General features: G+C 75.2%; 6 protein-coding genes. 2 read left to right on the top strand and 4 right to left on the bottom strand.

The annotated features are described in order from the left end of the window. Positions 1 to 64 precede the first annotated feature (64 nt). The gene (locus tag OG370_RS38485) at positions 65 to 1114 is read left to right on the top strand and encodes a LacI family DNA-binding transcriptional regulator (protein ID WP_328472670.1); all 1050 of its coding nucleotides are present in this window, start codon (positions 65 to 67) and stop codon (positions 1112 to 1114) included. 121 nt (positions 1115 to 1235) lie between these two features. On the opposite strand, the gene OG370_RS38480 is transcribed toward OG370_RS38485, so the two are convergent. Further along, positions 1236 to 2135, bottom strand: coding sequence for a LysR family transcriptional regulator (locus OG370_RS38480; protein WP_328472668.1), 900 nt, complete (start codon positions 2133 to 2135; stop codon positions 1236 to 1238). Between the two features lie 122 nt (positions 2136 to 2257). On the opposite strand from OG370_RS38480, the gene OG370_RS38475 reads away from it, so the two are divergent. Beyond that, positions 2258 to 3346: an alcohol dehydrogenase catalytic domain-containing protein gene (locus tag OG370_RS38475; protein WP_328472666.1), complete on the top strand. Its 1089-nt coding sequence runs from the start codon at positions 2258 to 2260 to the stop codon at positions 3344 to 3346. A 49-nt stretch (positions 3347 to 3395) separates the two neighbouring features. Here OG370_RS38475 and OG370_RS38470 read toward each other — a convergent pair whose 3' ends face one another. The 3 genes from OG370_RS38470 to OG370_RS38460 form a co-directional block, all read right to left on the bottom strand. Then, a complete protein-coding gene (locus OG370_RS38470) occupies positions 3396 to 4610 on the bottom strand; it encodes an FHA domain-containing serine/threonine-protein kinase (protein WP_328472664.1) in 1215 nt (404 codons plus the stop codon). A gap of 2 nt (positions 4611 to 4612) precedes the next feature. Beyond that, positions 4613 to 8206, bottom strand: a complete 3594-nt coding sequence (locus OG370_RS38465; protein WP_328472662.1) for a serine/threonine-protein kinase — start codon at positions 8204 to 8206, stop codon at positions 4613 to 4615. 312 nt (positions 8207 to 8518) lie between these two features. Next, the gene (locus OG370_RS38460) at positions 8519 to 12712 is read right to left on the bottom strand and encodes a S8 family serine peptidase (protein ID WP_328472661.1); all 4194 of its coding nucleotides are present in this window, start codon (positions 12710 to 12712) and stop codon (positions 8519 to 8521) included. Positions 12713 to 12837 lie beyond the last annotated feature (125 nt).

Raw genomic sequence — 12837 nt, 5'->3', positions numbered from 1 at the left:
AGAGTGTCAACATGTGTGAAACACATTGGTTATCAGCGCGAGTGAGGGTGGGACCTTGAGTGGTGTGACGATCTACCAGGTGGCGGCGGAAGCGGGCGTCTCGCCGAGCACCGTCTCGAACCTCCTCAACGGGCGGCACGCCAAGATGCAGCCGGAGACCCGGGAGCGGGTGGAGTCCGCGATACGGAAGCTCGGCTACCGGCCGAACCGGGCCGCGCGGCAACTGCGCACCGGGCGGGTGCAGACGGTCGGCCTGATCGTGCCGTCGGTGGCCAACCCCTTCTGGGGGACCTTCGCCCGGCACTTCGAGGCGGCCGCGCTCGCCGACGGGTTCTACGTGCTGCTCTGCAACAGCGAGCGCGATCCGGTCCGCGAGCGCGGCTACGTCGAGGAGTTGTGGGACGACGGCATCGGCGGGGTGGTGCTGTGCTCCTCGCTGCCCTCGCTCGACCACCTGCGCCCGGTCGTCGAACGCGGCCTGGCGCTGGTCGCGTTCGACCGCACCGCGCAGCCGGGCGACCCGTCGACCGTGGTGAACGTCGGCACCGACAACGTGCTCGGCGCGCAGATGTCCGGCAGCCATCTGATCGAACTCGGCCACCGCCGCTTCGGGTTCGTCTCCGGCTCCATCGGCAGCGTCAACCGCTCCGAGCGGTACCGCGGCTTCCGGCAGGCGCTGGAGGCAGCCGGGCTGCCGGAGGACGCCATCACCGTCTCCTCGGCCGCCGCCACCGCGAACTTCGACGACCGCGACTCCGCGGAGATGGGCCGTACCGCGGCCCGCGAACTCCTGGACGGGGAGCATCCGCCCACCGCGATCGTCGCCATCAACGACGTCTGCGCGCTGGGCGTCTGCGCGGGGGTGCGCGACGCGGGCCTCGAAGTCGGCCGGGACGTCTCGGTCGTGGGGTACGACGACATCATGCTGGCGCAGATGGCCATGCCCGGGCTGACCACGGTCCGCCAGCCGATCGCCGAGATGGCCACGGGCGCCTTCGCGAAGCTGCGCGAGCAGACCGAGGCCGAGACGGCCACCGCCGGCCACTCGGTGCTGCACCGCCCCGAACTCGTCGTCCGCGGCTCGACCGGCCCGGCCCCCGCGCCACGGTCCTGACGGCGCGGCCCTGACGGCGGGGCGCGGGTCCTGACGGCGCGGCCCTGACGGCGCGGGCGGCCGCGCGCCCCACCGGAAGGCGGCGCCACCAGTGCGCCGTGCGCCGCCGGTCGGAGGGCCGTCACCCGCCGGTCGAAGCGGCCATGACCGCGCGGGTGACAGCCGCGACCGCGGGGGTGGGGCGGCCGGGAAGGCGGGCCAGCAACACCCGGCGGATCTCGGGCGGCGCGCCCTCGACACGCAGCAGGATCACACCCGGGGGCAGCGCCGTCGAGGACCGGGAGGGCACTGTCGTCACGCCGAACCCCCTCGCGACGAGCCGGAGTTTGGTCAGCCAGTCGGCCGCGCGGTGGGCGACGCGGGCCCGCCCGGGCAGGCCCGGCCACACCCCGAGCAGCGGCTGTGCGGACGAGGAGGGGGTGGCGATCCAGGCGGCGTCCACGAGTTCGTCGACGTGCACCGCGGTGCGGCCGGCGAACTTCCCGTCCGACGACGCCGCGACGGCCAGTTCGGTGTCCTCGACGGTCTCCAGGCGCAGGCGCGGCGACTCGCCGTCCGACGGCCTGTGCGGCGGGCGGGAGGTCAGCAGGGCCAGGTCCGTCGAGCCGGCGCGCAGCGCCCGGATCAGGGCGGGCGTGCTGCCCTCGCTCGTCGTCACGGTGATCCGCGGGTGGGCCGAGAGCCGGTCGAGCACGTCGGGCAGGACGGCCCAGCCCGCACTGGGGAACGCGCCCAGCCGCACCACCTCGGTCCGCGAGCCGGCGCCGGCGAGTTCGCGCTCGGCGTCCGCGACGGAGTCCAGGATGGTCCGGGCGTGGCGCAGCAGGACGAGTCCGGCGGGGGTCAGCCGCACCCCGTCCGTGTGGCGCTCGAACAAGGCGGCGTTCGCGTTCCGTTCGAGGGCGGCCGCCTGGCGCGAGACGGCCGACTGCGTGTAGCCGAGGTGGGCCGCGGCGGCGGTGAAGCTGCCGGACTCCGCGATCTGCCGCAGGACCCGCAGGCCCGCACTGGAGATGTCCATGCGCACCAGGCATACCACGCATGCTCGATCGTCGCTTCCCGCATGGCCGGCCCGGTCGTAGCGTCGATACCGGAAACGCGGACGAAAGACCCGGAATCACGGACGAAAGACGAGGTCATCACGTGCGAGCAGCGGTTCTCACGGAGTTCGGCGCGCCGCTCACGGTGCGGGAGGTGCCCGACCCCGAGGCGGGCGGCGGTGAGGTGGTAGTCGACGTGCTGGGCGCCTGCGTGCCTCCATACACCGCCGAGGTCTTCAGCGGCGAGCGCAACTACCCGCTGGTCCCTCCCGTCGTGCCCGGTGTCGGCGGTGTGGGCCGGGTGGTCCACGTCGGGCCGGACGCCACCCGGCTGCGGGCCGGCGACCTGGTGTGGTGCGACTCGACCGTGCGCTCCCGGGACGACGCCCTGGCCCCCGACATCACGTTGCAGGGCTGGAGTTCCCGTGGCGACGGCGGCGCGCGGCTCGCCGAGCACCTGCACGACGGTTCGTTCGCCGAGTCGATGCGGGTGCCGACCGAGAACGTCTTCCCGCTGCCCGCGGCGGCGCGGTCCGATCCGGCCCGCTGGGCCGCGCTCACCGTGCACGCCATCCCCTACGGCGGGCTGCTGGCCGGCGGGCTCGAAGCCGGTGAGACGCTGCTCGTCAGCGGGGCCACCGGGAACCTCGGCAGCAGCGCGGTCGCGGTCGCCCTGGCGATGGGGGCGGGCCGGGTGGTGGCACCGGGCCGGAACCAGGCCGCACTCGACCTGCTCGCCGACCGGTTCGGCCCGCGCGTGCAACCGGTCCGGTTGACCGGGGACGAGGCCGCCGACCGTGCGGCGATGTCCGCGGCGGCCCGCGGCCCGGTCGACATGGTGATCGACCTGCTGCCGCCGCGCGCGCCCGGCTCCGTGACGCGCACAGCCGCCATGACCGTACGGGAGAACGGCCGCGTCGTCCTGATGGGTGGCGTCGGCATGCTCGGCGGCGAGGACCTGGCGCTCCCGTACCGGTGGATCATGCGCAACTCGATCACCGTGCGCGGGCAGTGGATGTATCCGCGCTCTGCGAACGTGGGCATCGTCCGGCTGCTCGCGTCGGGCGCGCTCGACCTCGCCCCCGAACGTGTCCGGTCCTTCGGGCTCGACGCGGTCAACGACGCCGTCGCGTACGCCGCGGCGCACCCGGGACCGTTCGACCGCACGGTCCTCGTCCCGCCGGCCGGCTGACCGCCGTTACGTCAGACGGCAGAAGGCGTACGGCAGACGGCAGGCCCGCTCACAGCGTCCGTCGCAACGCCGAGGCCAGCTCGGACGCCGAGGACGGTGCCGTGCCGCCCGACTCGTCGAGGGTGGCGTCGATCAGCTCGGCGAGCCCGCGTGGCAGCGACGGCACGCGGGTGCGCACCGGCACCGGCGGCTCCCACAGCACGATCTCGGCGGGGTCCACGTCCGGGGGGAAGTCGCGTGGCGTGTGGCCGGTCAGCATCCAGTACAGGCAGGCCGCGGTCGCCCACAGGTCGACGTCGGGCCGGGAGTACTTGTAGTCCAGCAGCTGGCGGCGCGGCATGAAGGCGATGCTGCCGCCGACCGCACCGGTGTGGGTGCCCCCGGACAGGCCGGCGTAGTCGAACGCCTTCGCCAGGCCGAAGTCCGCGACCTTCAGCACCGGTTGCCGGCCGGGACCGTCCAGCAGCAGGTTCTGGGGCTTGATGTCACGATGCACCAGTCCGCGCGCGACCGCCGCCCCACCGTCGGCGCGGCGTACCGTGACCTCGGCCTCGTGGGCGTACGCGAGCCCCTCCAGGGCCTGGAGCGCCAGGGGGACGGCCGTCTCGACGGGGAGCCGGCCACCACTGCGCCGCACCAGGTCGGCGACGCTGCCGCCGGCGCAGTACTCGCACAGCAGCCAGAACACGCCGTCGCGCGCGGCGCTGTCGTGGAAGCGGACGATGTGCGGATGGCGCAGCGCCTTCGTGCAGTCGAGTTCCCGGCGGAACGCCTCGCGCGCGGCCGGGTCGACATGGCCCTGCGGGATCAGCGACTTCACGGCGACGAGCCTGCGGGAGCGTGCGTGCCGGGCCAGTTCGACCACGCCCTGCCCGCCTCGCCCCAGCTCCCGCAGGACACGCAGTCCGGGCGGCAGGTCGGCGCGGACGTCCGGGCGCAGCACCACCCGCACGGTCGTGCCGCCCGCGCGCAGCTCGTCCCCGTCCGCCAACTCCCGTGCGCCGGCGGCCTCGTCGACGCGCTCGCCGTTGACGTAGGTGCCGTTGCGGCTGTCCAGGTCGCGCACGAAGGCGTGCGGTGGCCGGACCTCGACCAGGCAGTGCCGGCGGGACACCTTGTGCTGCTCGGCGGCGATCCGGACGCGCGCGTCCCGGCCGCGCCCGAGCACGCAGTCGGCGCGCTCGGTGAACACGTGCTCGTCGGTGAGTTCGGCCCCGTCGTCGGTCCGCCCGGTGGTGACGACGAGCACCGCGGTCCACGGCACGGTCACTCCCCGTCCGCGGGTGCGAGGGTGTGGTCCCAGGCCAGCTCCCACACCCGCAGGTTCGACCCCAGGTCCGTGGTGGCGAGCAGGGTGCCGTCCCGGCTCAGCTCGATCCCGCCGACGGCGGCCTCGTGGCCCTCCAGTGTCCGCAGGCAGCGGCCCGAACGCAGGTCGTACACCCGGACCGGCCCGTCCCAGTCGCCGGTGATCGCGAACGTGCCGTCGGCGCTGAGGGTGAAGGCGTACGGCATACCGCAGGGCAGCGAGTGGAGCACCCGGCCGGTCGCGGTCTCCCACACCTGCACCGCGCCGCCGGCCGGGGAGGCGGCCAGCCTGCCGTCGGCGCTGAAGGCGCCGGCCGTCTGGCCGGTCGCGAACACGCCGCCGCCCCGGACCGAGTACCGCAACGACCCGCTCGCCACGTCCCACGCCGTGGTCATCAGGCCGGCGGAGAGGAACAGGGTCCGCCCGTCCGGGCTGAAGTCCAGCTCCTCCTGGCTCGATCGGGACGGCAGGGTCCAGGCGGGGCGGTCCGCGTCCAGCGGCCACAGGTGGACCTCGTGCTCGCCCGCGGGCGGGAACGAGGTGTCCGTGTCCGGCCGGGTCAGGCCGTGCGTGGCGGCGAACCGGCCGTCGGGGCTGAGCGCCACCGCGCCCACATTTCCGCCGTGCGCCCGGAACTCGCGCAGGACGGTGCAGCCGGGCAGGTCGCGCAGGCGCACCGTGCCGGTCGCGTCGCCGATGAGTATCCGGTCGCCCGCGGGGTTCAGCGCGAACGTGCCGATCCGGCCGAACTCGTCGGTGAGCAGATACCTGCCACCGTCCTCCAGGCTCAGCAGCCGGATCGTGCCCGCGTTGGTCAGGACCGCCAGCACTCGGCCGTCGAGGGCGAACCGGATGTCCTTGGCGTGGCCGCCCTCACCGTGGTCGAAGGTGTGCAGCAGCTCCCCGGCCTCGACATCCCAGATGTCCACCTCACCGCTCCACCGCCCGGTCGCCAGCAGGCTTCCGGCGGGGACGAGCGCGGTGGTGGCGGGCTGGGTGAACTGCCGGTGCCCGCTGTACGCGTACAGCCCCCAGGCACCGAGCAGCGTCGCCCTGCGGCCGTGCGCGCCGACCCTGGCCCACGCCTGGCGCAGCTCGGGATGGCGGGCGAAGCCGGGCACCTGCTGTGCGGCGCGCAGGGCCTCGGCGGCGGGCGCGTAGCGCGCCGCGTCCGCGAGGTCGCGGGCACGTGCCATCAGCTCGCGGAACGTCTCTCCCGCGGTGGTGAGTTCACCGGCCGAGCTCGGGCGGGCGTAACACCACGGCGCACGGTAGCCGGTGGCGGGCAGCGAGCGCAGCACGACGGTGGAGCGGCCGCCGAGCACGACCACCCGGCCGTTCGCCGCCAGGGCCGCGGAGTTCACCGAGCGAGCGTCGGACGGCACCTCCCTATCGAGGGTGCGCAGGCAGCGGCCGGTCGTCGGGGCCCATGCCTGGATCGGCACCCCGGCGTCGCCGGCCGTCAGGAGGGTGGGTCCGGCCGAGGCGACCACCATGAACGTGTTGTGCTGCAACCGGTGCGGCACTTCGCTCACCACCTCGCCGCGTCGGGCGTCCCACACCGTGAGCGGCCCGTCCCACCAGGCGACCACGGCACAGCGGGCGTCAGGGGAGATGCCCGCCACGTCCATCCCGAGGGCCCGCACGTCCCTGCCGTGCAGCGTTCCCCGGACCGGACCGACCAGGGTGCCGACCAGCCGCGGGCCGACCAGGTTCCACGAGCGGACGGTGCCGTCCCGGCCGAAGTCGTCGAAGGACGCGGACACGGCGCGGCTGCCGGTACTGTTCAGCGCGAGCGAGGTGACCGCGCCGCCGTGCGCCTGCACGACGGTGGCTCCGGCGCTCATCCGATCCGGTTCCCAGACCCGGATGGTGCCGTCCTGGTGTCCCACGGCCACGTAACGGCCGTCGCCGCTGATCGCCAGCGCGCGGACGGCGGAGTGCGCGTCCCTCGACACGATTCGCCGGCGGCCCCGTTCCAGGTCCCAGATCTCGACGGCGCCGTCCTCGCGGGCCGCCGCTCCCCGCGTGCCCGTCGCGTCCACGGCGAGGTGCGCGACGGCCGGCCCGTTCCGGGCCAGGGTGCGCCGCGCGCGCCTTCGGTGCTGCTCGCCGGGCGCCGACAGCAGCAGCCGGCCCGCGCGGTCGCCGGACAGCACGAGGCCGCCGTCCGCGCTGACCGCGACCGCCGACACCTTCTCGGAGTGGCCGTCGAGGTCGGTGCGGACCGGCGGCGGCCGGCGCGCCAGCTCGGCCAGCGCCGCCGCGGCGTCCGCCGAGTCCGGGTCCGCGGCGGCCGCCTCGCGCAGCAACTCCCCGGCCCGCTCGTCCTCGTGGCGTTCCAGCTCCAGGCAGCCGAGCAGGAGGGCGCCGAGGCCGGCCGGGGCACCGGCGGCGCGGGCCGCCGCCAGGTCGGAGGCCGCCTGCTCGCCGGTGGCGTGACCCGAACGCCAGCGGTGCAGGCCGAAGTTGTACAGGGTCGGGAGATGGTGCGGGTCGGCGCCCGTGGCCCGTCGCCACAGTTCCTCGGCCTCCTCGGCCCTGCCCAGGTCCAGGAGCGAGAGCGCCTGGTTGGACAGGCCGTCCGACAGCAGGCGTACCGCCCTGGGCGCGGGCCGCGGATGGGCGGTGCCGAGGGCCGCGCGGTACACCTCGCCGAGCGTCGCCGCGATCTCGTCGAAGCCGGACGGGCGGGCCGCCGGGTCCTCGGCGAAGCACCGGCGCAGCAGTTCGCCGACCCCGGCGGGCATCTCCGGCACGCGTGCGTCCTCGGCGCCGCCGCCCCGTAGGAACGTCGCCAGCGCCTCGCCGGCGACCTGTCCCCGAGCGGTGAGGCGGCGTCCGGCGAACATCTCCAGGACGCTCACCGCCCAGGACCACACGTCGGTCGCCGCGGTCAGCCGGACCGCGCCGCGGCCCGCGCCGGCCGCCGCCTGCTCCGGGGAGCAGTAGGCGGGTGTCATCCCGGCGTACGTCGCGGTCAGCGGGTCGCCGGCCGGGGGCTCGGCCGCCTCCGGCCGGCTCGCCGCCGGTCCCCCGGCCAGGCCGAAGTCGGTGACCTTCGCCGTGCCGTCCGCCTGGAGCATCACGTTCGCCGGTTTGACGTCCTGATGGACCAGCCCGCTGTCGTGTGCGTGCGCCAGCCCCCAGGCCATCTGCACGGCGATGTCGAGGACGCGGCCGAGCGCGGCCCGGTGCCCGCCCTCGTACAGCCTGCCGCCGCGTACGGCCTGCGCCAGGCTGCCGCCGTCGACCCACTCGGCGAACACCCGGGGCAGCCCGTCGATGGTGCGCACGTACACGCAGTTGACGGTGTGCGGATGGAGCCCGAGCCCCACCCACGTGCCCGCCTCGTTCTCGAACCGCCGCCGGTCGTCCGGCGTCCGCACCCGGTCGGGGCGCGGGGTCTTCACGGCGAGGTCCACCTGCCAGTCGCGGTGCCGGACCCGGTGCACCAGGCCCATCCCGCCGTCGCGCACCACGTCGAGGACCTCGTACAGCCCGAGGACGGTATCGCCCGGCGCCCAGATACGGGCGGGTCCGCGTGCCACGGCGGCCTCAGCCCCCGAGGCCGAGCGGCGACGGCAGCGGGGCGGCCCCCGCGTCGCCGACGTGCCGGCAGTAGCGCAGCGGCATCCGGCCGCCCTCCCCCGATATGACGTCAACTCACCGACGTCAGGCTAGCGGCCGGCGCGGCCGGCTGTTCACGCTTTGCGGTTCCGGCGCACGCGGAAGGCCGGTGCCCGGGGGGTCTGCCCCGGGCACCGGCCTGAGTGACCGGCCGGATCGGCCTGGTGGGCCGGGCCGGCCGGTTCCGCCTCGATCAGCCGCCGTCAGCGGTGATCGGCCGCCGTCAGCCGCGATCAGTAGCTGAACTGCTGGATCTGCTGGTCGTACGCCCCGAAGGTCCACCCCGTCCGCGTCGACGGGTCGAGCTGGATGGCGTCGGCGGGCGAGGCGTGTCCGCCGAGCGTGAAGCCGGTGAGCGTACGCAGCACCGTGCCCGTGGTCAGGTCCACCACGACCAGTTGGCCGCTCGCGTTGTTGTCCGGGACCCACATGCCCGCCCCGAAGTACGCGGTGCCGGCGGGCGAGGAGTAGGAGACGACGGCGATCTTGTGGGTGCCGTCGACCGCGAGCGCGGCCGGCTTGCCCAGTCGCACCGTCACCGAGTCGCCGGCGGTGGCTCCGGTGGTCTCGTCGGTGCCGGAGATGACGCCGGTGGGCACGATGTTCACGCTGATCGCGGTGGCGAACAGGTTGTAGAGCGTGCCGGTTCCGTCGGAGGCGATGCCGTGGCTGCACGCCGAGGTGCTGCCGGCCGCGGTCACCGTGCGGGCGGCCAGGTCGACGCGGGCGACGGTGGCCCCGCCCAGGCAGTTGAACGGCCCGGCCGGGCGGGCCAGGAACACCGCCCCGGTGGAGGTGTCGACGGTCAGCAGCCCGTACGACCCGACGAGCACGCCGGGCAGGTCGGCGGGGATGGGCGCCGCCGCCGTCCCGGTGGACAGGTCAACCGGCAGCACCAGGTCGGCGCTGTCGGCGCCGTGCAGCAGCAGGGCGCCACGGCCGTGCGCGGCGTCCACCCGGCCGGTGACGAAGGTGTCCTCGGCGGCGGGCAGCACGGTGGAGCCCACGAGTGCGCCGGACGCGGTGTCCCACGTCTCGACCCGCAGGTCGCCGCCCGGTGCGGAGCGGTGCACGAGCAGCACGCGGTCGGTCGTGGCGCCCACCACCTGGTAGGCGGAACCGGCCGCGGTGTCGGCGGTGATGACGGCCCCGTAGCGGCCGGTCGCCGACGCGTAGTGCCGCACCTCGGTGCCGCCGGACGCGGTGGTGAGGGCCACCACCGAGTGGTCGCCGTCGGCCGCGAAGCCGCTCACCGACGAGCCGTCGGGGGCGAGCCCGTCGTCGAAGGCGAGCGAGGACAGCGGGGACGCCTGGCCGACCGCGTGCCCGGCGCGGTCCAGCGCGAGGACCCGCACGCCGTAGCCGTCGGAGCTGCCCAGGCCGAGCGCGGACGCGTCCAGCCGGACCGTCCCGGACGCGCCCGGCAGCACCCGGTGCGCGGCCGAGGGGGTGTCCACGCCGTCGTCGTCGAGCCCGGTGCCGTTGGCGTTGGTGAACGTGTTCATCGAGCCGAACGCGGTGGGCGCCGGCGCGGAGAACTCCAGTTCCGCGCTGTGCGCGCCCGGCACCGTACGCACGTCGTAGCGCACGTCGAACCGCGGTGCGGCGCGGGTGGGTTCGGCGGTGTGGCCGGCCGCGCCGCCGGCCGCGGACAGCAGCGGGGCGTCGGGGCGCTGGGCCGCGGTGGCGCCCGCGACCCGGATCGGGGCGAACTCGCCGTACCCGGTGAGCTGCGGGTTGCCGCCGTAGCCGAACTGCGCGATGCCGATCCCGTAGATGCCGCCACCGTCGTCGAACGCGGACGCCGGGATGGTGACGGTGCCCTTGTCCGCGGTCAGCTCCTGGTGCCAGGCGGCGGTGAACAGCGGGGCGAGCTGCGGGTTCCAGTGGCCCGCGGTGGAGACGACCAGCTGCGGGCTGGAGGTCTTCGCCACCCCGGTCAGGTCGTAGGAGACGGTCACCGCGTGCCCGGCGGCGACCACGGCGGGCGCGGTGGGAGCGGCCGCCTCGGCGTAACGCCCGTCGCTCGGGCCGACGGTGAGGGTACGGCGCCGGCTCGCGACGGTGCGGCCGCCGCTGACCACCGCGTAGGTGACGGTGACCTGCCGGTCCGTGCCGGAGACCACGGGCAGCCCCGCGGCGGCCAGCAGCCGGCTCGGCGTCAGCCGGATCGCAGGCGAGTCGGAGCGCAGGACGGTGTGGCCGACGGTGAGGGTGTACGACGTCCGGCCGCCGGTCAGGCCGGTCACGTCGCCGGCGAAGGTGATCGGGCCGACCAGGCCCTCGCCGTTGCCGCCCGAGGCCATGTCGCCCAGGTCGATCCGGTCCTGGTCGGTGCCCTCCAGGAAGGTGCCGCCCAGGCCGCCTTGGGTGACCCGGTGCGCGACCGACAGCCGCACCAGTGCCGGGCGGGCCGGTGCCTTGCGGCCCAGCGCCCGCTCGGCGGCGGCGGTCACGTCGATCTGCGGGCCGACGTGCAGCGTGCGGTCGATCTGCGGCGGCGTCGGCACCGCGCGGCCGGTCTGCTCCAGCAGGTCGCGGACCTGCTGCGGGCTCAGCTCGCGGCCGTCGAGCCGGCCGGCCTGCAGCACCACGGCGGCCGCCGCGGCGATCTCCGGGGCGGAGGCCGAAGTGCCGCCGTTGAGCGAGACGTTCACGTCCTGCGCGGAGCCGCCCGCGGCGTGCGAGAAGGCGAGGATGTTGTCGCTGGGCGCCGACAGGTCGACCCGGCTGCCGAAGCCGGAGGAGAAGCTGCCGAAGCCGCTGAGCCGGGTCTCGGCGGTGGTGGCCGGGCCGCTGGTGCCCTGCGCGAGCGTGTCGTCGAGCGTGCTGCCGCCGGCGGCTATGGCGCCGGTGTCCGGCACCCGGGTGGGCGTGGTCGACAGCGCGTCGTCGTTGATGGTGGTCGCCGGCGAGTGGCCCGGCGCGGTGTCGGTCGGGGTGCTGCCGCCGTCCGGGCCGACCGCGGCCGGGGTGTAGAGCCGGGTGCCGTCGTTGGAGGAGATCGACACCACGATGTGGTCGCGCTGCACGATCGACGCGACGACCGAGCGGATCACCGGGTCGTCCTCCAGGTAACGGCCGGGCAGTCCTTGGGAGTCGGTGCCGAAGCCGAGGCTCGCGGTGATCACGTCCGGCTTGGGCGACTGGTCGGCCGCGGCCAGCAGCGCCCCGGCGATACGGTCGGTGGTCGGCTGCTCGGGCACCACCAGCCGGTAGTTCGCGCCGGGTGCGATGCCGAGCAGGTCGGTGTAGCCGCTGCCGGTCGCGCCGTCGCGCTGCTGGTCGTGCGGCAGCGGCGCCATCACCCCGAAGTCGAGCATGACCTCGTCGAGGGAGGGGTCCTGCTGCTCGGTGGAGGCGGCGCCGTCCAGGCCGCCGGAGTCCTTGGCGACGTACGCCGGGATCAGCGGCATCGACGGCAGGTCGAGATAGCGCTGCCCGTGCTGGAGGACGGTGGTCGGGCCGTTCCCCTGGACGTACGTGTCGCCGGCGTCGGCCATCGACTGGTCGGTGAGGTCGCCGATCGACACGTTGGTGATGGTCTCGCCGGCGCCGGGCTGCCGGCCGAACTCGCCGCCCAGCAGGGAGTAGGCGCCGACCGCGTCGACGCCGCCGGCGTCGAGGAACGCCTGCGCGGAGTCGGAGAGAGTGTCGTTGGCGGGGAGGGAGGCGGTGCCGGAGGTGCCGGGCTTGCCGGGCTTGCCGGGCTTGCCGGGCGTGGCGCTCTCGGCGGGGGTGTGCGCCGCCGTGCCGGGCGCGGTCACCCCCTTCGGGAGCTGCTGCGCGCCGCTGTTCATGGTGTTGACGTAGCGGTCGGGTTCCGCCGCGACCACGCCGGGGCTCTTCGCCAACTCCCGTGCCACGGCTGCCGCGTCCTTCCCGGAGGTGCGCAGCACATAGGTACGGCCGAGGTCGGGGGCGGCGGTGCCCAGCCGGCTGCGGGCGGCACCGGTCAGCGTCTTGGCGGCGGACTCGGACACGCCGGGCAGCAGCGGGCTCAGTGACTGCGCGCCGACCGACTTCAGCCGCGTGTCGAGCGCGGAGTTGCTGGTGTCGGGCCGGCGCGCGGCGATCCGGGTGCCGGGCACGCCGCTCCCGGTCACCGAGGTCGCGGCGTCCAGCGTCACCAACACCTGCCCCGGCACGACGCCTTGGCGCTGGGGCGGGGGCGGGGGCGGGGTCGGTGCGGCGGCCTTGCCGAGCGGGGACAGGGCCGGGGCGGGCGGGTCGGTGGAGGGGTTCCCCGAGGAGGCGGTCGAGCCGGATGAGTCCGGCGCGGCCGGCGCGGAGAACGCCTGAGGGTGCGGGGTCGCCGCTGACACCGTTGTCGGAGCGGCCACGGCGGTGGCGACGGCCGCGACGACCGCCACCACGGCGGCACGTGCGCGGCCGGGCGCGCTGCCCGGCAGGTTGGAGCGGTGCATGGAACACCTTCCGACGGAGGGAGTGCGAGTGCGGGCGCACAGGGAAGGAACGGGCGGCGCTTCCGGGGCTGCGTCGACACGGGAACGACACCCTGTGCGGTGGAAGATGCCAACTGCGGTCGATC

The sequence above is a fragment of the Streptomyces sp. NBC_00448 genome (genome assembly GCF_036014115.1).
GTDB lineage: Bacteria > Actinomycetota > Actinomycetes > Streptomycetales > Streptomycetaceae > Actinacidiphila.
This window is presented reverse-complemented; position numbering and strand designations above follow the sequence as displayed.